Origin of the sequence: Shewanella mangrovisoli (assembly GCF_019457635.1) — a bacterium.
Classification (GTDB): Bacteria; Pseudomonadota; Gammaproteobacteria; order Enterobacterales; family Shewanellaceae; genus Shewanella; species Shewanella mangrovisoli.
Genome location: NZ_CP080412.1, coordinates 578,763 through 599,184, shown reverse-complemented (window position 1 = coordinate 599,184; position 20,422 = coordinate 578,763). Strand labels below are relative to the sequence as shown.

Here is a 20,422-nt window from a genome sequence, read left to right as displayed (position 1 = left end):
CTTATATTCTTCTCGCTACGACGCCTTATCTAACACAACGCTTGAGGTTAAGGTGTCGGCTAACGCTTGAGGGTCCTCGACGACTAAGTTCACCACAGTCAATGACTCAGGTAATTGCCCCATGGCGCCGTAATAAACTTGAGGCTGCTTAAATATCAGCTGCGCATTCGCCTCACCACGGCCTAGGGTCAATATTTCAGGCGCGTCACTATGCGTAGTGTCATCCTGCGACACCTGACAGTTAAAGTGTCCTAATTTCAGTTCACTAATCTGCGTGAAATCAACGACCATAAAGCCCCACATACCGTTATTAATGATGAGTTTATCTGCCCTTTGGTAGAGCGAGTAATAACGACTGATCCGATAATTCGCCGCCATTAATAGGATGGAATACAAAAGCAAACCTGAAACAAATAGAGCCGCTATATGGCTTATCCCATCGAGTAAACTGTAGCTCACCGCAGAAGCAGCCATTAACCCCACGATGACAACTAAGGCATGCCAAGGCTTAGCGCTGAGCAAGTTGAGTGAGCCAATGGCCTCTGGGTGACGACGGGAAAAGTAGGGAATGGCGTAATACCAACTGGCGGGCTCAGTGGCGAGGATCAAACCCAATGTTAGCCTCTTCTCATCGGGTATGGGCGGCAAATCAGACTCTGACGGCTTGTTGGGATTAATTGACTCTCTTTTTACCGTTTCAGCACTAGGCTCTGGCTGCGCCATTGCAGCAAACTGCTCAACGATAGTTAATCTTGGATCCCCCGATGCCTTTCTCGCCTGCCATAACCCCTTAATAATGCTCACCATCAAGTACAGCTCGATAAGGAGTAATACCGCAATAATGGGGTAACGTAGCCAAGCGATAAACTCGAAATACTCAGCCACTTCATGCGGATAGCTAAGCCTCGCCATCAGGCTACTCAAACTTAACACAACCAACATCTTCCAGGGCTTTTGCGCACCTATTTTGATAATCCAATACCAATAAAGCACTGGCAACAACACAAAATAGAGCGCCGTTACTACGGCTAAGGATAAGGCTTCACGCGTGTTTGTAAGCTGCTCAGGCAGCAAATGAAAGCCTAGGACATATACCGCAATCATAAGCACCAGAAAGGCAATGCGGTATTTAACTTGGCGTCTAAGTCGGATTTTTAGCATTTAACATCCCTATCAACGAGCATATTCAACTTAGGGATGTGACTCGATAACCCTCATCCCCATGATAATGAACACCAAACTCCTCAATTGGCTTAGTGGTGATATGGGGAGCGACGGCCATGGAGACAAGGTTGAATTAAAAATAATCAGCCAGATAATGACCCCATCAAGCCTAAAGCTAACTGCCGCGTCAGCTCGGCTGCGGGAATGTTTTGGCAACCACTGGCATTTTGACCGCACCATAGCGGGCTAAAATCTCCAAATCCTTGCCTCTCCGCCGCCGTTCTTAAGCCTGCAACCGCCGAGGATGCCAAGGGGAAATCCGGCACAGCATCATTTATCGGCCCCATTTCGGCCATAAAGCGGTTCACTATGCCGCGGGCGGGTCGACCAGAAAATAAATTCGTCAGCGCCGTATGCTGCGCAGCGTCGCTTTGCAGCGCCTCACGATGAATGCTGCTGGTATTGCACTCGGGGCAGAGTAAATAAGCTGTCCCCACCTGCACCGCCGAAGCGCCCATTGCCATGGCGGCGCGCACTGTGGTGGCATCGACGATGCCGCCGGCGGCAATCACCGGAATATCCACCGCCGCAATCACCTGCGGTAATAGACTAAAAGTCCCTTGCTGCTCGGTTAAATCCTCGGATAAAAAGTGTCCTCTGTGTCCACCTGCCTCAAGGCCTTGGGCAATAATCGCATCGGCGCCACGAGCCTCGAGCCAGAGCGCCTCCTCGACTGTGGTCGCCGTAGAGATAACTTTTGAGCCCCAGGATTTGATTTCCAGCAGCAACTCTTCATCAGGCAGACCAAAGTGAAAACTCACCACCTCGGGCTTAAATTTAGCTAACACCTCAGCCTGCGCCTTGCTGTAGGGTGTGCGCTGGGCGCCAGCAGGCTGCGCATTTGGGTCGAGATTAAATTCCGCAAAATAGGGTGCTAACTGTTCGAGCCAAGCCGCTTGCTTGGCCGCCTGCGGTAAAGGCTCGCTATGGCAAAAGAAGTTCACATTGATAGGTTTAGTGGTATTACTGCGGATTTCGGTTAACTCAGCCTCGAGTGCCTCGAGGGATAACATAGCGCAGGGCAAGGAGCCCAATCCGCCCGCCTGCGATACTTCAATCGCCAGTGCGCTGCCCTGCACGCCCGCCATCGGCGCTTGAATAATCGGAAACTGGATCCCAAACAATTGTGTTAGTCGGCACGGCATACTTCACCTCCATTGAATAAATCCTGTAGCGACTCGTGCTTGTTTTGCTTACAACTAATGCGGCGATAAGCGACCGAGCCGAGTGCGAGTTGTTACAATCTACCAGAAAAATGCATCCCAATTACAGCATTTAGCCAAGCAGCAAAACTTGGCAGTGTTAAGCAGATGATAAAATGTCATCATTTAATGGATATTTCAGCCTAATTAAAAACAAAAATAATATCGTCAAAATTGAAATTACATTTGTATCAAGATAAAAAACACTTACCGACTATTTATAAAAAATCCCGTGATATTCGCCGCATTAACTAATTAAAAACCTATTTCAGCATATTTAAATCACTTATGATCCGGCCCCATTTTTTGGAGGCTATATGTTATTAAAAAAACGTCTATTTTCGACAAGAATAATCAACCAACTTATTATCTGTTTACTACTGATGTTTACCACGTCAGTTGCCTATGCAAAAAATGATGATAAGGACGATGAGATCACCTTAGGCCGCACCCTATTACTCGGAATTGGTGACCACCCAGCAATCATCCCACTTATCATCTGTCGCCAAGCCAAACACATTAGAATCAAAGCAGAAAGAGATGTGAGTATCGATCGTGTTGTCGTCACCTATGGGGATGATAAAACTCGTACCGTCCGCTTTGATACTGAGCTAGGTAAGGATGAGCACAGCGAATGGAAATCCCTTGGTGCCCGTCGCTGTGTTAAAAAGATTGAAGTGTATGGTAATTCCGACCGCAGTAAAGCGGGTATTAAAGTATTAGGTCGTAAGTAAGACTTACCTATTTAATTATTCCATCTTTATTCAATATTGGAATTGAGCAATATATCAATGAATTTTCGTGCAATATTATTGTTATTACTCGGTATTAATTTGACCGCATGTGTGACTTTTCCAACCTAGGAGTCGGCACAGGTCAAAATATTATGGGAAAACTCTGTCGCCATCGAAAACTGTACCTATAAAGGCACAGTCATTGGCTCACAGGGGCATTTTTATGATTATTGGTTACACAGTGATAGGGATATGGTGTGGGGCACACTCAACGAGCTGCGCATCAAAGGCCATGCGCTCGGTGCAGATGCAGTTTATCTCTATCAACCGTTTAAGTTTTTAGGCTCAGTGACCATGATGGGCAATGCTTACCAATGTGCTGAGACTCATGCTTCTGAGGCCAAAGCTTCTGAGACCAAAGCTTCTGAAGCTCTAGATTCGACAAGTCTGCCGCCGCAGATAAAGACCGCATCGAGTCAATAAGTTGAGTATTGAGCAGGTTTTTTATGAGTTTTGAGCGGCTATCAGGCGACACGCCTGATAGCACTCATACAAACGGAGAGGAAAACTCAGAACAGGTAATCGGCGCCTAAGCTAACAAACAGTGCTAATCCCGCCCAGTTATTGTTGAGGAAGGCTTTAAAACAAGGTGCCCTTTCGCGGCCAAAAATCAGCATTTGCTGGTAAGTGCTAAAGCCAACGAAGGTGAGTAATCCCAAGCCATAAACCAAACCACGGTCGGCGCTCCAACCAGCGGCGATAAAACACAGCAGCGCAGCAAGTTGAAATAATCCAATGATTTGGCGGTCGTACTTGCCAAAAAGAATGGCGGTCGATTTGATACCGACCTTTAAATCATCATCCCTATCGACCATGGCGTACATGGTGTCGTAGGCCACAGTCCAGAACCAATTGGCGGCAAATAACCACCAAGCTTCGATGGGCACTTCACCGGTTTGCGCCGCATAGGCCATGGGAATCGACCAACTCCACACCACACCCAAAAACATCTGCGGCATGTTCGTTACCCGCTTAGTAAAGGGGTAGATAATGGTGAGGATAATGCCGACAACAGAGAGCTTAACCACTAAACTATTGAGCAGTAAGACTAAACCAAAAGCGGCCAACCCTAAGATCACAAACAGCAATAGCGCTTCTTTGGTGCTGATTTCACCGCTGGCGAGGGGACGGGATTTAGTGCGTTCAACGTGGGAGTCGAGGTCGCGGTCGGCATAGTCGTTAATAATGCAGCCACAGGCACGCATGATCACCACACCGATAATAAAGATAATCAACACTTTAATATCGGGCATTCCACCCGCCGCTAACACCAGCGCCATTAAACAGGGCCAGAGCAATAACAAAGTGCCGATAGGACGGTCGAGTCGAGTCAGGCGGGAATACACGTCCCACTTCTGCTTTAGATTCATTAACTAGCTACTCCCAAACCTAATTTTTTATCTCGGTTGCTAGGCTAAGCATCATATACCCTAGCCCCCTTTTAAGCGAATTTGCGCAGGCTTAAACTGTCACAAAATCATGACATTCATGCCAATCAACGCGCCTCTAAACGCGCGTAGGCGACCACCAACCACTTACTGCCAAAATCACTAAAATTCACCTGCACCCGCGCCTGTGCGCCACTGCCCTCAAAGTTAGTCACTTTGCCGTCACCAAATTTTGGATGATGCACCCTTTGGCCGACGCTAAAGCCAGTATCGTTGGCGACCGCCGACTTTTGCGCACTGAAGCGATTATTGGCCATCGGCGTTGACACCTGCGCCTTTAAGCGAATTTCGTCCACATATTGCGGCGGAATCTCCTTAATAAAACGCGATGGACGGGCATAATCTTCACGGCCATAAATACGGCGGGATTCGGCATAGGTGATATAGAGTTTTTCCATCGCGCGGGTCATGCCCACGTAACAGAGGCGGCGTTCCTCATCGAGTCTGTCGCCCTCTTCGAGCGCCATCTTACTCGGGAAAATCCCCTCCTCGACGCCCGCCATAAACACCATGGTAAACTCAAGCCCCTTGGCCGAGTGCAGTGTCATTAACTGTACGGCATCGGTAAAGGCATCGGCCTGACCTTCGCCCGCCTCTAAGGCCGCGTGGGATAAGAAGGCGTTAAGCTCGCCCATATCCTCAAGCTCTTCTGGCATTTCGAAGGTGCGCGCCGCAGTAACGAGTTCCTCTAAGTTTTCGATACGGGCGTGGGCCTTTTCGCCTTTTTCCGCCTCGTACATGGCCTTAAGCCCAGAGGCTTGGATCACTGTGTCCGTCATCCGGTACAGCGCCATATCTTGAGTTTCTTCCTGCAGGGTGACGATAAGATCCATAAAGCCACGCACCGCAGAGGCGGCGCGGCCAGCCAGCACTTTTTCATCCAGCAAACGTAAACAAGCCTGCCACAGGGTGAGTTCCTGCTGACGGGCGGTCGAACGCAGAATATCTAAGGTGCGATCGCCAATGCCACGGGGCGGTGTATTGACCACGCGCTCGAAGGCGGCATCGTCATTTTTATTGCTGATAAGACGCATATAACCCATAGCGTCTTTAATCTCTTGGCGTTCGAAGAAGCGCAGCCCACCGTAAATACGATAGGCTAAACCTTTGTGTAATAAGGCTTCTTCGAGCACACGCGACTGAGCGTTTGAGCGATATAAAATCGCGCAGTCACTTAAATTGCCGCCTTTTTCGTACCAATCATTGATACGGCCGACAATAAAGCGCGCCTCGTCCATTTCGTTAAAGGCGCAGTAGAGGGAAATCGGCTCACCATCTGCTTCGTCGGTCCACAACTCTTTACCTAAACGCTCGGGGTTATTGGCGATAAGCGCGTTTGACGCCTTCAAAATATTGCCCTTGGAGCGATAATTTTGCTCGAGGCGAATCGTAGTCGCCGTCGGGAAATCCCGCAGGAAGCGGTGCAGGTTTTCAACCTGAGCGCCGCGCCAACCGTAAATAGATTGGTCGTCGTCACCCACTATCATCACGTTGGCAGTTTGGCCTGCCAACACACGGATCCACGCATATTGGATGGCGTTAGTATCCTGGAACTCGTCCACCAGAATATGCTTAAAACGCTCCTGATAATGCGCCAGTAAATGCGGTTTATTGAGCCACAGCTCGTGGGCACGTAACAGGATTTCGGCAAAGTCGACTAAGCCCGCGCGGTCGCAAGATTCTTGATAAACCTGATAAATCTTCAGCAGGTTTTGCTCAATCGGAAAGCCACCCGCATCGATATGCTTGGGCCGCAAACCTTGGTCTTTCTTGCCATTGATATAGGCCTGCGCCTGACGGGGAGGATATTGTTTTTCATCCAGATTCAAACTTTTAAGGATGCGTTTCAGCAAACGCAGTTGATCGTCCGAATCGAGAATTTGGAAGCTCTGCGGTAATCCCGCATCTTGGAAGTGAGTGCGTAACAGACGATGCGCTAACCCGTGGAAGGTACCAATCCACATCCGCCCCATATTGGTGCCAGCGACCTTCTCCACCCGCTCACGCATCTCGGCTGCGGCTTTATTGGTAAAGGTCACGGCTAAAATCGAGTAAGGGCTCTGCTGTTCGACCTGCATTAACCACGCGATACGGTGAGTTAATACTCGCGTTTTGCCACTGCCTGCGCCCGCAAGCACTAACATGCTGGATTGCGGTGCCGCGACAGCCTCGCGCTGTTTATCATTCAGGCCGTCTAGTAAAGAAGATACGTCCATTCTCGCCTCCAAAAAATCGAGGGGGCAGTATAACAGAAGAAGCGCCCAAGGCATGCCACGAGTTTGAGCTCAATCACAGACAATTCATTTGACTCGAGGGCCAAGTTTGGCTTGAATTGATTGATACAATTTATTAACAACTAAAGTATGACTCGATGCCAAGGGACCTGAATGCATTATTGTTTTAACGCTTTTGTGTTGGATACCCAGAACCGAACCTTGTTCTGCAACAACCAAAGGCTCCACTGTGACGAGCGCGTTATCCTGTTACTCGCAAAGCTAATCGACGCCTATCCCGCCCATTGCGATCAGGCCTGCTTGCTCGAACATATTTGGCCCAATACTGTGGTGAGCAGTTGGTCCGTCGCAAGATTAATCTCAGATACCCGCAAATTATTTGAGGCGGCGGGCCTTAAGGTGCCCATCATTCAAACCTTGCATGGCCGAGGGTATCGGCTCTCCCCCGATATCGCCGCCATTATTCGCTCCGATGCCGTCGCTAATAGTTTTGCCGCTCAAGACCACTCACTCGCAATAACAGATAACGCCACCAGCGCAGCCAACTCGAATACACTTCAACCCGCGCAAAAAAAGCCCTACTTCACCCTGCCGGGATTAGCCTTGATTGGTATCTTGTCGAGCGCTGTGCTTGCCCTGCTCTATCACAATCAAGCCGAACGTAACGGCCAATTAGTGTTGGCCGAGCCGCAAAACGTAAAAGCACGCATATTGTGGGTCGATGATCACCCAGAAAATAATCAGGCCGAGCGCCAGTTTTTAGAGCAAAAAAAGATTGGAGTTTACACCACCAAAACCAGCAGCGATGCACTCACACTGCTCAGTTTATATAGCTACGATGCCATTATTACCGACATGGGCCGAGGCTCAGATCCCCTCGCTGGTCTTAAACTCATGCAGGCTATTCGCGAGCGCGGCATCAACACGCCCATTTACCTCTATACCATCATGCCCTCCGAGGCGCTAAGACAAAAAGCCCAGGAACATGGCGCGCAGGATATTGCCGTCGAAGCCGAAGACTTATATCAACACTTGATGCCACTTATCCGTTATGCCGATGAAAGGTCGGAGTAAAGCTGTACTCAAGCAGCGTAAATTCCGCTTCAATCTATTGAAATTATTCACTTTCAAAAACATTCAATAAGTTTCAAAGACAAAATCCCTCCCGAGGATTTATATCTTGTTCAGGGTTCAGCCACTGATCCCTTCTGCATATTGCTTGCGCTCATGCCCCAAACGATAACTGAAGACCATCCCGCCATGGGATAGCGAATCGTTGCTGATATTTACTCAGTAGCCTAAAAGGAATTTACATAATGAAGCCAATCTATCGACTCACTGTTCCCATTCTCTTAGGTCTCACGCTCGGCGCCTGTGGCGGGAGTGATGATGACGATGAGGACCCTAGCCCCATAGAATCCCAGCAGTTTGCCATTAAAGGCACAGTAAAAGGGCTGACCAACACCCTAAAACTTACCCTACAAACCAATGGCCAAACAGTAGAAACCCTTTCTGTTCAAAGTGATGGCACAGATAAGGCCTTTGCATTTTCAAATATGCAGAATGAAGGCGTTAGCTTTGCCATTACCGTTAATACGCAGCCAACGGCACAAACCTGTACCGTCGCCAATGGCAGCGGCACCTTAAGCCAGAGCAATGCCGGAACAGCTTTAGTGACCTGTGAAACCAATGCCAATGCCGAATTAACCGGGATCTTTAGGGATAGCCCAGTCGCTGGGATCCATTATCAAACCGACAGCCAAACCGATGGCACCACCAGCGATATTGGCGAGTTTCAATACTTACAGGGGGAACAAGTCACCTTTTCGGTCGGCGCGATTCAATTTCCCAGTACAGTTGCCGCGCCACTCGTCACACCCACCGAAATTGCAGCGGGCAATGAGGTCACAAAGGTAAATATCCTGCAATTGCTGCAAACCCTAGATCAGGATTGTGATGTCGAAAATGGCATTCAAATCAAAACCTCACACCATGATCTGCTCGCCAATACAGTGCTCGATATCAGCAGTGCCGATTTTGATAGCCAACTCAACACTGCCTTTGCCAACCTCGGCTCGGGTTTGAGTCTTATCAGCGAAGCCCAGGCCCTTAACCATTTCGATACTTCCAATCGTAATCTGCTGCTAGGTAGCTGGCTGCTGTCGGAGGGAGAAGGTCAAAGCAACATACTGACCTTTATCGACCATAGCCGTTATATATTGATCCACGAGCATGCGGGTGATGGCGATCAGGGCGCAGCCTCGGTCGAATATGGAAATTACACTTGGGACAGTGTGACTGGTAGTTTCAGTGTGAGTCTCATCGCTCAATCCGATGGTTCCGGCGGTCTGTACGATGAAAGCAGTGTCGTTAACAAGGCGATGGTAAGCCTCAATACTCTCACACTCAGCCTCACCGACAATGGTTCGTCAAGCATCACTCTCACGCGTATTGAAGATGCTAGCGATGCGTTAATCGGCACTTGGCATGTGTACGATCCCGAAACCGATAACGACAGCTTTGTGACTTTCCTGCCCAATCAAGCCTATGCCATTGTGCATACAGCCAATTCCGACAGCTATGAGGGACAATCCCCCCAAGCGCAATCGGGGGAGTTTGGTCATTACGTTAAAGATGCCAGTGGCTATAAGTTTACCGCCAGTGTCGAGTCCGACGGCCCTAATGGTCTCTATGATGCACAGTCAGCCGACGCCCATCAGTTTTCGTCCATCAGCACCAGCCAATGGGGCGAGATGATGGCGACAGAAAATGGCCCAGACGGCGGTACTTTCACCTTAGATAAGGTCGGCAGTTTTGTGACTGAGTTAGTCGATAAGCCTTCTTCCGCCGCAGGTACCAGCCTTGGACGCATCACCTCGGTACGGGATATCGAAGGCTTTAGCTACGACGCCACAGTCAATCGCCTGCTGCAATTTGACTTAACCTTTGCCACGGACACACAAAACCGCTGCACCACAGAGTTCGCCAATGGCCAATGCGGCGCACGTTACAACATGCTGGTGCAGAATGTATCCGAGAATGATATGGGGGATGTGATTGGCGAAATCAGCCTGAACGAAGTCACCAGCAATGCTCAAGTGAACAGCGATTTTTATATGACGACCGCTGGCACACTGCACTTTGCCTTTAGTGGCAGTCAGACGATGACCATCAGCCCCTTGTTAGGCAAATCTTGCCAAGGTAATCAACGCGCCTTAGTGAGCTTAACCGATACCAGCAGTAACCAATCGCTTTGGTTAGTTGAGCTAACCCCTGCCGCCCTATAGCTAACGCTATCTTCCCTTTGCCGGGCTATGTTCTTCCGTAGTCCGGCATTTTTATGCTAAAAACCATGACCCCGTGAACACAGCTATTGCCTATCGAACAGCTTGAAATCGAGCCATATATAACCCGATTTATTTCAAAGCAAGATTCTTCATCACTTCCAATAAAAATTAAGCACTGTCATTCCAGTGACACGCAGCAAGCACATCCCTGTGTGCTCAACCGTGACATCCATGTCACGGACGGTCACTTTCATGACAGTGCTTAATCTTGCCAACCCCGACAGTAATCTGACCCCTTCTTACAGGCATGCACTCAGAAATCCTAAGAAGGATGGCTCATTGATTGGCTAGTCTTCGCTACTACTGTTTCCTCTGCACTCGGTCCCATTCAGCTTTGAGCATTAAGGGAACAATACGCTTAAATTCTGCTAGTTTTTCATTGATACTAAATTCGTTTGTAAGAGCTTGATACACTCTTTCCTCAGAGATAAATGCACCATTGATAAAGTTGACTAATTCTACAATCTGATTATCAAAAGCTTTCTCATTTAAATTGTTTGCATCTTTATCAGGGTTAAGCATAAAACTAATCTTAACTGCCTTTTCAATTAGTTCAGATTCAAGTTTCTTAAGCTCTGTATAAGTGGGTTTAACACGTTCAAAATCTTCTCTTGCTTCTCTCTCGCAAATCATTAACCTTCTATAATTATTATTGTTTTTTTCTGAGAGGATTCGCGACAATCCGCTATTTTCTTTACAGAATTTAGATCGAAAATCAGCGCACCGTCTTTCAGCACTTTTCAAATTTTTAACTATCTCAAGCATCTCTATCTCGATTTTATAAAAATAGAGTAGTTGAATTGCAACTCTTACATAACTACTAGCTTCATCTCGAAAGGTGTTAATCCACTTTTGACGAAATTCATCAATTACAACTTTGTGACGTTCTTGCTGTTCATTTTTCGCAAGTTGAATGTGGCTTTCTAATGAAGCATTATGTTGTTTCTCTTGAGTATCCAGAAGTTTTAGATGTTCATTCTTACGCTCATTTGCATCTATTTTGATTTGTTCAAGCTGCTTATCTGTTTCTCTTCGTAGAGTCCTATGAAGAAAATAGAGTGAGAGTCCAATCGAGCCTCCTATACTAACTATCACAGCCCCAAAATTAATCCACGCAGTTTCATTAGGTGAGTCTATAAAAAGATTTAAATCAACATCTCTCTTTTCGAGTGATTCATAGTCAACGTTTTGTTCTTTAATATATTGAGCAATCTCTGTATTTTTCAGATTGATTTGAGTAATCTGCTTTTTGGCTTCCTCAATATTTGGAATAATTGAATCTTTAAGCTCTGCATTATCTCTAGATAATGCATCAAGCTTTGCTACAAGCTCTTTAAGTTGTATAGAAAGTTGTTCAACTGTGGCAAGTTCATCTGCCGATTTTAATGTTGTCTCAGAACTCTCTGAAGCGTTTAATGTTGCTGATAGAATTAGCGCTATAAAAAATAAGGTTCTCGTTATCATTTTGTGCTTTGGGGCGCTTAGTTAAATAAGCAATGAGTTTAACACCTTAATAATCTTCCAGTCTTCAATGAAACAGTTGTTCTAGGCATCTATTCTTGAATTTCTCGGCGGATGGTTCGAATCAAACTTTATCGAGAAGCGAAATAGGATATCCACAGCTCTTCAATGCTTTAAGTGAGCAACAGACAACTCAACAATCAAAGGAATACACCATCCCCTCAGAGTTGCCGCAGGGCGATTAGACAAATTGCGTGAGTCTCGCCATGGATGGCGAGCTAGCTTTCGCAGGTGCAGGGACGCATCCTTCGGAAGCGATAGCAAATTTGGCAATGAGCACAAGGGGCTTTCAACTCCGTTGGGGCGTCTTGGAGCATCCAAGGAGGATAGGACGAGCAGTCCTCCTTGGTCGGGTGTGGGGTGAAACCCCACGACTTTGGCTTTGCTTTTAAAAGCAATCAACCAAAACAGCAGCCCAAGCTTGCTGGTAAGGCCTTAAAACTTCCCACTAATCACAACACCGTTGAAATTAAGACAATCTCTAACTCTTTGCTGCTGAACCGCGCTAAGGGTGTCGATATCATGGAAGGCAAACTCAGAGTGTTCATGGCTTAAGCGAATCACCGCATCGGCAGATGCAAACTCACAACGAAAGATAAAGGCTTGGGATTGATAGGCGCTGTGATAATACACACCGCTCAGGTAGTGGACGTTCACCGCCAGCCCCAACTCCTCTTGGCATTCACGCAGCAGCGCTTCGTGAATAGTCTCGCCGGGCTCTAAGGCGCCGCCGGGTAAACCCCAGGCGCAATTGCCGTAATTTGCCTTAAGGAGTAACACTTGGCCGACATCGTTAATGATTACTGCATGGCTACTGAGCCGAAACCTATCTTCAAATGCCATGTCTCAATCCCACGCTAAGGCTGTGTATCACTAGTTGCGATTAAAGGTATTACAGCTGGCAAGCTTGCCTGAGGCAAAACCCGTCTTAAACCATTTTACCCTGTCAGCCGAACTGCCATGGGTAAAGGCTTCGGGTTGTACCGCTCGGCCGGCGAGTTTTTGCAGGCGATCATCCCCCACGGCACTCGCGGCGGCAATACCTTCTTCTACATCTCCGGCTTCGAGCAGATTGAGCTGTCTGTCGACATAATGCCCCCACACGCCCGCATAACAGTCGGCTTGCAATTCGAGGGCAACACTCAGTTGATTGGCCTGCGCTTTGCCAGCGGCTTGCTGCGCCTGACGCACTTTAGTACTGGTGCCGAGTAGGTTCTGCACATGGTGGCCCACCTCGTGGGCAATCACATAGGCAAAGGCGAAATCCCCCGGTGCCCCGAGTTTTTTCAGCTCCTCGAGAAAACTCAAGTCGATATAGACTTTGCTATCTGCGGGGCAATAGAAAGGCCCAGATTGCGCCTGTCCCATACCGCATCCCGTTGAGGTCATATTGCGATAAAGCACCAGTTTGGGCTCGACATATCGCCCTTGCAGCAATTGATTCCAAACAGTTTCAGTCGTACCGAGAATCGCCGCCACAAACTGGGCATTTTCATCTTGAGTCGCAGTATTGCTGGCCGATTGTGACTGGCTAAACCCCGCTTGATTGCTCGGGTCTAGGGATAATCCGCCGGTAAAATATTGAAACGCAAAATATAGCCCGCCCAACAGCAGTATCACTCGGCCGATTTTGGTGCGAAGCAGAAACGGCAGCAAGCGTAGCAGGAGCGCACTGGGCACACCCGCAGACGCCATCTGTTGGTCACGTCTGTCTTCGATATTGGAGCTGCGGTCACTGTCACGCCAACGCATTGGATTTCCTAGGCTATGGGTATGGAAGCTAGATTTCAGTGTAGTCGTTATTTGGGATCATTCTGCTCGGCGGGCGCCGCTTTTAACGAGCGTAAAAACAGCCCGAGCCCACCAAAGGCTAACACTAAAATCACGATCAAATCGAAGGCCGACATGGCCCTAAAGTGAAACTGAATTGAGCTGATCACCCCGACAATTAAGGCGACTAAGGAGCCTAAGGTGAGCAGCCAACCGAGCTTAGTCTTGGCATCAACAAACACCATCACTATCCCGAGGATAAACGGCAGCATCACCATACCTGTGGTGATAGAGAATCCCTGCCCAAAGGCATTCATGCGGTAGAGGCCATAGCCCAAGCCAAAACTGGAACTGACCTGTATCGCATTGAATAACAGATAAAATCCTGCACACATCATGGCAAGTCCAATAAAAAATTGGCCAATACCGCCCTGTGTTCCTCCCGCTCCCTTCATACCAATCCTTTCTATTGACGTTGTTGAATCGCTTTATCGACAGCTTGTTTCAGCTGTTGGTCCTCTGCAGCCTTTTTGGCTTTCTCGTGCGCTGCCAACTGTTTATCCGCCTCGGCCACGCAGCGCTGTTTATCTAGCATGGGCTCGTAGGGGTCGACATCTGTCCTTGCGGAACAGGCTAACTCGGCGCAGGCAGAGGTCAACAGTGATGCGGACAAGACTAACATAATCAAAGGGGTTTTCATCTTCGGCTCCTCAACAAAATAGCTACACTTAACCAAGCTAACATTGGCAAGCTTTACTTGAGCTGTATCGATTATGTGCTCAACCATGTTGACACAGATCCACGAAAGGCAAACACTGAGTGGTGTTTTTTTATCCACCCATGACCGACGCCCCATTGGTTCATCACGGGGCTAATTAAGACAAGGACTGCGCTTGAATACTCTACTCTTAGGTAAAGGTGAGCAACAGGTTCACTTAAATCTTAAATATGCCAACCGCCACGGACTGATCGCCGGCGCCACGGGGACGGGGAAAACCGTTTCGCTGATGACCCTAGCCGAAGGCTTTTCCCGCCAAGGTGTGCCGGTATTTATCACCGACATTAAAGGCGATATCTCTGGGCTTGGCGTTGCGGGCACACTAAGCGACAAACTATTGCAGCGGGCGGCCGAAATCGGCATTGAAGATTATCAAACCGAGGCAAATCCCGTGGTTTGCTGGGATCTCGCAGGAGAGCAAGGGCACCCATTACGCACAACCGTGAGTGAGATGGGGCCGACCCTGCTCGGGCGTATTCTCGAACTCAATGACACCCAAAGCAGTATTCTAGATATCGTCTTTCAACTAGCTGATGACCAAGGATTATTGTTACTCGATCTCGACGATCTTCGCGCCATGCTGAACTTAGTCGCCGATGAGCGCAAAGAGGTCTCCGCCAAATATGGGCTTATCAGCGCCCAATCCCTCGCCGCCATTCAACGTTCGGTCCTCGGCTTAGAACGCGATGGTGGCAAAGACTTTTTCGGCGAGCCTGCGCTACAACTCGAAGACTTGATGCGTACTAACTTGCAAGGGCGCGGCATTATCAATTTGTTAGCTGCCAATAAGTTAATCCTGACCCCTAGCCTCTACTCCAGCTTCTTACTCTGGCTGCTATCAGAACTCTTTGAAAACCTGCCCGAAGTCGGCGATCTCGATAAACCCAAGTTAGTCTTCTTTATCGATGAGGCGCACTTATTGTTTGAAGGCTGCCCAGCAAGTTTGCTTAAACGCATAGAGCAGATTATGCGGCTTATCCGCTCCAAGGGCGTCGGGGTGTATTTTTGCTCGCAATTCCCTGACGATATTCCCAACGAGATCTTAGGTCAGCTCGGTAATCGCATTCAGCATGCCCTCAGGGCATATACCCCAAGGGATCAAAAAGCCGTTAAAACCGCGGCCGAAACCTTTGTGCCCAACCCTAAATTGGTGGTCAGTGAGGTGATCTCACAACTCGCCGTGGGCGAAGCTTTAGTCTCGACACTCGCTGAGAAAGGCGTGCCCACTATGGTGGAACGCGCCTTGATTGCGCCGCCCCGCTGTCGCATGGGGCCTGCAAGCCCAGAGGAGTTAAGCGCCATTCGTGCCAAGAGCCCCATTGGTGGCAAGTACGATACCTTAATCAACCGAGAGTCCGCCTACGAGCGACTCAATCAGCGGCACGCCGAAGTGGCCAATGGCGCCAGTAGCACCAAAACGGCGAATACGCCCGCCGCCAAAGAGGCAGAACAGGGCTGGTTTAGTGAACTGATTTTTGGCAATAAACGCCGCCAAGGGTTAGCCGAAACCCTCTCTAAACAAGCGGCGCGAACCGTGGGTAATCAACTCGGTAAACAAATATTGCGCGGACTGCTCGGCGGCATACTCGGCAAGTCGACCCGCAGGTAACGGCACAGGGCTAAAACCGTGCGCCAAACCGCATATTTTATATACACATTGGCACTACCATTAGCGTGAATTATTCTAAGTAGTGAGTGGATCTTAGTTAGGATTTAGGTGATAAGATTATTTTGCGAGTACCGCTCAGAGAGGCAAATAAATTCAAGTAATTTACCAATAGTTTTAAATAGTTGTGATTTAAAAATGGTGTAATTCGAGTTTAATCGTTTCGTTTTAATCAGGACATCATGGAACGGGTTTTACGCAAATGGCTTACATGATTAGCCTGATGAACAACCACTGAAAGTACATGGAGTTAGCTATGAGTAAAGAGCAAAAAAATCGCAAAGAGGCCAAGAAAAAGCCGTTAATGACGATGAAGGAAAAACGTGCCGCAAAACACGCCAAAAATGCGTCTAAAGGTCTCCTCGATAACGTTAAATAATATTGTGGCACTTTAGGGTGCGCCTCCAATATCGACAATTAAGGGTTAACTGCGGTTAGCCCTTTTTATTGGCTCGCTCTCGGTTATTGGTTATTAATCCCGCAAACAACACAGATTAAGTTATCAGTAAGATGATGATTTAATTAGCCTAAGTCTTTAACTGAAAATGTCACCTAGACTAAAGCAACATGCACATTGCTTGAGTCTTTTGCTAAGGTTTTATTTACCTAGATCACCCAGAACCATAATCGCAGCTAAGTTACCAATTTATAAGCTTATTCCATTTTAGCCATCACAGCACCCGACGCTCGCTAGCCCTAGTGGAATATTGACGATAAGCCTCATAAATCAAGATTTAGACTGCATATAAACTCGTGTCAAAGCCTGTATTTTGAGCAGATTTGGGTATATAAGTAGTGATACTAAAGTAGCAATCAAACAGTCCGATTTACCTTACCCTATATAACACAATAAAAAATAAGGATATTTCAGCATGAAAATCAACAAACGTTTTATCGCCGTTGGCGCAGCATTAACACTCTCACTCAGCGCAGCCTCAATGGCGGCCGCACCTGCCTTTGTCAATATCTTAACTGGCGGCACCAGTGGCGTGTATTACCCCATTGGTGTGGCACTGTCGCAGCTCTACGGCTCAGGCATTGAAGGCGCTAAAACCTCAGTGCAAGCCACCAAAGCCTCGGTTGAAAACCTCAACTTACTACAAGCGGGTCGTGGTGAATTGGCCTTAGCCTTAGGCGATTCGGTGGCTGCAGCCTATCAAGGCGATGCCGATGCCGGCTTTAAAAAGCCATTAGATAAGGTGCGCGTGCTCGCAGCAGCTTACCCTAACTACATTCAAATTGTGGCCAATAAGGAATCTGGCATCAAAACCTTAGCCGATTTGAAGGGTAAACGTATTTCTGTTGGTGCGCCTAAGTCGGGTACTGAACTCAACGCGCGCGCAATTTTTAAAGCTGCGGGTTTAAGCTACGAAGACATGGGCAAAGTGGAATTTTTACCCTACGCCGAATCGGTCGAGCTGATTAAAAACCGTCAGTTAGATGCAACTCTACAATCTTCGGGCTTAGGGATGGCGGCGATCCGCGATTTAGCCGCGACTATGCCAATTAACTTTGTGGAAATTCCCGAAGATGTGATCGGCAAAATCAATAACCCAGCCTACCAACATGGGGTGATCCCAGCAGCCACCTACGAAGGCCAAACCGCCGATGTTTCTACGGTTGCGATTCAAAACCTGTTTGTGACTCAAGCGGGTGTGTCTGACGATTTAGCCTATCAGATGACTAAACTGATGTTCGAACATTTAGACCGCCTCGGCAACGCCCACTCAGCTGCGAAAGCCATTCAATTAGACAAGGCAACCAAAAACCTGCCTGCGCCACTGCACCCAGGTGCTGAGCGTTATTTCAAAGAAGTTGGCGCACTCTAAGGGTGTAACCTCAATCTGTGCGACCCGTTTTTCACCTAAGCACTTGAGTGATAGCGTCACTCAAGTGCTGCGTCGCCCTCTGTAGTCTAATGCTGTGAGGCATAAATATGAGCGATTCCGAACAAGGACTAGGCGCTAAGACCAGTGACTGGCCCAAGGCACTGTTTTATACGGCGCTAGTTTTCTCCATTTTTCAAATCATTACCGCCGCCTTTCATCCCGTATCGACCCAAGTATTGCGGGCAACCCATGTGGGCTTTTTACTGTTAATCGTATTTTTAAGTTATCCGGCGGTGGGTAAGTCTCGCCCTTGGCAACCCTTAGGCTGGGTACTTGGCCTTGCGGGCATGGCAACGGCCGCCTATCAATGGTTTTTTGAGGCAGACTTGATCCAACGCTCCGGTGAACTCACCGATGCCGATATGGTGATAGGCGTAGTGTTGATTTTTTTAGTGTTTGAAGCCGCGCGGCGGGTGATGGGCTGGGCTCTGCCAATTATCTGCTGTATTTTCTTGGCCTACGGCTTATTCGGCCAATATCTCCCTGGTGACTTAATGCACCGCGGCTACGGTGTTGACCAAATTATCAATCAGTTATCCTTCGGTACCGAGGGCCTCTACGGCACACCAACCTACGTATCGGCCACCTATATCTTTCTGTTTATTTTGTTTGGCGCCTTTTTAGAGCAGGCGGGGATGATCCGTCTGTTTACCGATTTTGCGATGGGATTATTCGGCCATAAACTCGGCGGCCCGGCGAAAGTAGCCGTGGTTTCTTCGGCTATGATGGGCACAATCACGGGCTCGGGTGTCGCCAACGTGGTGACCACGGGGCAATTTACCATCCCCTTGATGAAACGCTTCGGCTACCGCCCCGCCTTTGCTGGCGGTGTAGAAGCCACCTCCAGTATGGGTAGCCAGATTATGCCGCCCATCATGGGCGCGGTGGCCTTTATCATGGCCGAAACCATTAACGTGCCGTTTATTGAAATCGCCAAAGCGGCGTTAATTCCCGCGTTGTTGTATTTCAGCTCAGTGTTCTGGATGGTGCATCTGGAGGCCAAACGCGCCAATCTCTGCGGCTTACCCAAGGATCAATGTCCCGATCCCTGGGCGGCAGTGAAGGAGCGCTGGTATCTGCTGATCCCGCTGTTTATTTTAATTTACTTACTGTTTTCGGGACGTACGCCGCTGTTCTCTGGCATGGTCGGTTTAGCACTGACTTCGATAGTGATCTTAGGCTCTGCGATTGTGCTGCGCCTGCCTTCTAATGCGATGCGCTTCGCCTTTTGGATTGCCCTAGGGGTCTTGTGTGCCGGCTTCTTCCAGATGGGAATCGCCGTCGTCTTTGGGGTCATCGCCTTACTGGTTGCTGTCTGCTGGTTTATCAAAGGGGGCAAAGATACCCTGACCATCTGCCTGCACGCCTTAGTCGATGGCGCTCGCCATGCGGTGCCAGTAGGGATAGCCTGCGCCCTAGTTGGGGTAATTATCGGTATCGTCTCGCTGACGGGCATTGCCTCAACCTTCGCCAGTTACATCCTCGCAGTGGGTCAAGATAACCTCTTCCTCTCACTGGTGTTAACTATGCTGACTTGTATGGTGTTAGGTATGGGGATCCCGAGTATTCCTAACTACATTATCACCAGCTCGATTGCCGCACCCGCCCTGCTGGACTTAGGTGTACCGCTGATCGTCTCCCATATGTTTGTGTTTTACTTTGGGATTATGGCCGACCTCACACCTCCCGTCGCCTTGGCCTGCTTTGCCGCAGCGCCAATCGCAAAAGAATCGGGACTGAAGATCAGTCTGTGGGCGATTCGAATCGCTATCGCAGGTTTTGTGATCCCCTTTATGGCGGTTTACGACCCAGCGCTTATGCTACAAAGTGATAGCTGGCTTGCCATCGGCTTTGTGATGTTAAAAGCCACAGTAGGCATAGGCATCTGGGGCGTGATCTTTACCGGTTTCTTACTGCAAAAACTCTATTGGTGGGAACGCGTTATCGGCTTCCTCGCCGGAGCCAGTTTAATCCTTGCGACACCGCTCAGTGATGAAATCGGCTTTGGTCTGGCGCTACTCTTTATCGTGCAGCACAGCCTTAGAGCACGCAAACTGAAACGTCTTGCGGAGCAGGGGTAAGGTTTTGAGCGAATGCAAAGGTAAGGCAATAGCATGCTAGGTCTATGTTTAGGCCTAGCCGGCACACTGTGGGCACAAGTGCCCACAGAGCAGTTCACCCTAGCATGGAACCACAGCATCGAAAAAATCCGCTGGGAAGAAGACTATCGAGTCACCACTCAAGGATTACGCCTCACTGAGGCCAGAGTCAAAGGCACGGGCGCGGGAATGGAAATCCCCGATGATGCGGTGCTTAACAATGGCAGTTGGCATTATCAACCTAAGTTGCCCGTGCTGCCGAGATTACGCCTAGGGCGCACACCCGAGGCAGGGGATTTTGAACTGTGTTTCACTCAGGCTTCTGGGGAGGCGCAATGCCAAGCCATGAGTCATTGGATTGGTCCACCGAACAAACAAGATGCCGCCGTTGAGGTGTGGGGCTGTCAGCTGTAAATATCACTGTAGGACGCGCAAGCACGGCGCGTCTAC

The 20,422-nt window shown here is 48.7% G+C and carries 17 protein-coding genes and 1 pseudogene; 9 read left to right on the top strand and 9 right to left on the bottom strand.

Annotated features, from left to right (window positions below):
- Positions 1 to 15: 15 nt before the first annotated feature.
- Both K0H60_RS02695 and K0H60_RS02690 read right to left on the bottom strand, forming a co-directional pair.
- The gene (locus K0H60_RS02695; protein ID WP_220057190.1) at positions 16 to 1,161 is read right to left on the bottom strand and encodes a hypothetical protein; all 1,146 of its coding nucleotides are present in this window, start codon (positions 1,159 to 1,161) and stop codon (positions 16 to 18) included.
- 146 nt (positions 1,162 to 1,307) lie between these two features.
- Entirely contained in the window at positions 1,308 to 2,369 is a 1,062-nt protein-coding gene (locus K0H60_RS02690) for an NAD(P)H-dependent flavin oxidoreductase (protein WP_220057189.1), read from the bottom strand.
- Positions 2,370 to 2,743: 374 nt separating this feature from the next.
- Here K0H60_RS02690 and K0H60_RS02685 point away from each other — a divergent pair, with 374 nt between their 5' ends.
- Both K0H60_RS02685 and K0H60_RS02680 read left to right on the top strand, forming a co-directional pair.
- Positions 2,744 to 3,160 (top strand): DUF2541 family protein, encoded by a 417-nt coding sequence (locus K0H60_RS02685; RefSeq protein WP_220057188.1) that lies wholly within the window; start codon positions 2,744 to 2,746, stop codon positions 3,158 to 3,160.
- Between the two features lie 144 nt (positions 3,161 to 3,304).
- Positions 3,305 to 3,643 (top strand): annotated as a pseudogene (locus K0H60_RS02680) (DUF4156 domain-containing protein); the annotation flags it as partial.
- 86 nt (positions 3,644 to 3,729) lie between these two features.
- Here the strand turns inward: K0H60_RS02680 and ubiA are convergent.
- Both ubiA and uvrD read right to left on the bottom strand, forming a co-directional pair.
- The gene (ubiA, locus tag K0H60_RS02675; RefSeq protein ID WP_220057187.1) at positions 3,730 to 4,590 is read right to left on the bottom strand and encodes a 4-hydroxybenzoate octaprenyltransferase; all 861 of its coding nucleotides are present in this window, start codon (positions 4,588 to 4,590) and stop codon (positions 3,730 to 3,732) included.
- 125 nt (positions 4,591 to 4,715) lie between these two features.
- A complete protein-coding gene (gene uvrD, locus K0H60_RS02670) occupies positions 4,716 to 6,884 on the bottom strand; it encodes a DNA helicase II (protein WP_220057186.1) in 2,169 nt (722 codons plus the stop codon).
- Positions 6,885 to 7,055: 171 nt separating this feature from the next.
- Here uvrD and K0H60_RS02665 point away from each other — a divergent pair, with 171 nt between their 5' ends.
- Positions 7,056 to 7,976, top strand: a complete 921-nt coding sequence (locus K0H60_RS02665) for a response regulator (protein WP_220057185.1) — start codon at positions 7,056 to 7,058, stop codon at positions 7,974 to 7,976.
- 242 nt (positions 7,977 to 8,218) lie between these two features.
- Positions 8,219 to 10,189, top strand: a complete 1,971-nt coding sequence (locus K0H60_RS02660) for a hypothetical protein (RefSeq protein WP_220057184.1) — start codon at positions 8,219 to 8,221, stop codon at positions 10,187 to 10,189.
- Positions 10,190 to 10,549: 360 nt separating this feature from the next.
- Here K0H60_RS02660 and K0H60_RS02655 read toward each other — a convergent pair whose 3' ends face one another.
- From K0H60_RS02655 to K0H60_RS02635, 5 genes are all read right to left on the bottom strand, one after another.
- The gene (locus K0H60_RS02655) at positions 10,550 to 11,713 is read right to left on the bottom strand and encodes a hypothetical protein (protein ID WP_220057183.1); all 1,164 of its coding nucleotides are present in this window, start codon (positions 11,711 to 11,713) and stop codon (positions 10,550 to 10,552) included.
- 492 nt (positions 11,714 to 12,205) lie between these two features.
- Positions 12,206 to 12,613 (bottom strand): NUDIX hydrolase, encoded by a 408-nt coding sequence (locus K0H60_RS02650; protein WP_220057182.1) that lies wholly within the window; start codon positions 12,611 to 12,613, stop codon positions 12,206 to 12,208.
- A gap of 30 nt (positions 12,614 to 12,643) precedes the next feature.
- Entirely contained in the window at positions 12,644 to 13,522 is an 879-nt protein-coding gene (gene ypfJ / locus K0H60_RS02645; RefSeq protein ID WP_220057181.1) for a KPN_02809 family neutral zinc metallopeptidase, read from the bottom strand.
- A gap of 47 nt (positions 13,523 to 13,569) precedes the next feature.
- Entirely contained in the window at positions 13,570 to 13,995 is a 426-nt protein-coding gene (locus K0H60_RS02640) for a hypothetical protein (protein WP_220057180.1), read from the bottom strand.
- A gap of 11 nt (positions 13,996 to 14,006) precedes the next feature.
- A complete protein-coding gene (locus K0H60_RS02635) occupies positions 14,007 to 14,240 on the bottom strand; it encodes a hypothetical protein (protein WP_220057179.1) in 234 nt (77 codons plus the stop codon).
- Between the two features lie 193 nt (positions 14,241 to 14,433).
- On the opposite strand from K0H60_RS02635, the gene K0H60_RS02630 reads away from it, so the two are divergent.
- From K0H60_RS02630 to K0H60_RS02615, 5 genes are all read left to right on the top strand, one after another.
- Entirely contained in the window at positions 14,434 to 15,927 is a 1,494-nt protein-coding gene (locus tag K0H60_RS02630) for a helicase HerA-like domain-containing protein (RefSeq protein WP_220057178.1), read from the top strand.
- Positions 15,928 to 16,240: 313 nt separating this feature from the next.
- Positions 16,241 to 16,363: a hypothetical protein gene (locus K0H60_RS20505; protein ID WP_039978852.1), complete on the top strand. Its 123-nt coding sequence runs from the start codon at positions 16,241 to 16,243 to the stop codon at positions 16,361 to 16,363.
- Positions 16,364 to 16,856: 493 nt separating this feature from the next.
- The gene (locus K0H60_RS02625; RefSeq protein ID WP_220057177.1) at positions 16,857 to 17,813 is read left to right on the top strand and encodes a TAXI family TRAP transporter solute-binding subunit; all 957 of its coding nucleotides are present in this window, start codon (positions 16,857 to 16,859) and stop codon (positions 17,811 to 17,813) included.
- A 107-nt stretch (positions 17,814 to 17,920) separates the two neighbouring features.
- On the top strand, positions 17,921 to 19,954 hold the full coding sequence (locus K0H60_RS02620) for a TRAP transporter permease (RefSeq protein WP_220057176.1): 2,034 nt from the start codon (positions 17,921 to 17,923) through the stop codon (positions 19,952 to 19,954).
- A 33-nt stretch (positions 19,955 to 19,987) separates the two neighbouring features.
- Positions 19,988 to 20,386: a DUF1850 domain-containing protein gene (locus K0H60_RS02615; protein ID WP_220057175.1), complete on the top strand. Its 399-nt coding sequence runs from the start codon at positions 19,988 to 19,990 to the stop codon at positions 20,384 to 20,386.
- The last annotated feature ends 36 nt before the right edge of the window (positions 20,387 to 20,422 follow it).

Bases quoted from the DNA above. Each gene is read 5' to 3' on its own strand.
- K0H60_RS02695 (WP_220057190.1), bottom strand. From the start codon at position 1,161: ATGCTAAAAATCCGACTTAGACGCCAAGTTAAATACCGCATTGCCTTT.
- K0H60_RS02690 (WP_220057189.1), bottom strand. From the start codon at position 2,369: ATGCCGTGCCGACTAACACAATTGTTTGGGATCCAGTTTCCGATTATT.
- K0H60_RS02685 (WP_220057188.1), top strand. From the start codon at position 2,744: ATGTTATTAAAAAAACGTCTATTTTCGACAAGAATAATCAACCAACTT.
- ubiA (WP_220057187.1), bottom strand. From the start codon at position 4,590: ATGAATCTAAAGCAGAAGTGGGACGTGTATTCCCGCCTGACTCGACTC.
- uvrD (WP_220057186.1), bottom strand. From the start codon at position 6,884: ATGGACGTATCTTCTTTACTAGACGGCCTGAATGATAAACAGCGCGAG.
- K0H60_RS02665 (WP_220057185.1), top strand. From the start codon at position 7,056: ATGCATTATTGTTTTAACGCTTTTGTGTTGGATACCCAGAACCGAACC.
- K0H60_RS02660 (WP_220057184.1), top strand. From the start codon at position 8,219: ATGAAGCCAATCTATCGACTCACTGTTCCCATTCTCTTAGGTCTCACG.
- K0H60_RS02655 (WP_220057183.1), bottom strand. From the start codon at position 11,713: ATGATAACGAGAACCTTATTTTTTATAGCGCTAATTCTATCAGCAACA.
- K0H60_RS02650 (WP_220057182.1), bottom strand. From the start codon at position 12,613: ATGGCATTTGAAGATAGGTTTCGGCTCAGTAGCCATGCAGTAATCATT.
- ypfJ (WP_220057181.1), bottom strand. From the start codon at position 13,522: ATGCGTTGGCGTGACAGTGACCGCAGCTCCAATATCGAAGACAGACGT.
- K0H60_RS02640 (WP_220057180.1), bottom strand. From the start codon at position 13,995: ATGAAGGGAGCGGGAGGAACACAGGGCGGTATTGGCCAATTTTTTATT.
- K0H60_RS02635 (WP_220057179.1), bottom strand. From the start codon at position 14,240: ATGAAAACCCCTTTGATTATGTTAGTCTTGTCCGCATCACTGTTGACC.
- K0H60_RS20505 (WP_039978852.1), top strand. From the start codon at position 16,241: ATGAGTAAAGAGCAAAAAAATCGCAAAGAGGCCAAGAAAAAGCCGTTA.
- K0H60_RS02625 (WP_220057177.1), top strand. From the start codon at position 16,857: ATGAAAATCAACAAACGTTTTATCGCCGTTGGCGCAGCATTAACACTC.
- K0H60_RS02620 (WP_220057176.1), top strand. From the start codon at position 17,921: ATGAGCGATTCCGAACAAGGACTAGGCGCTAAGACCAGTGACTGGCCC.
- K0H60_RS02615 (WP_220057175.1), top strand. From the start codon at position 19,988: ATGCTAGGTCTATGTTTAGGCCTAGCCGGCACACTGTGGGCACAAGTG.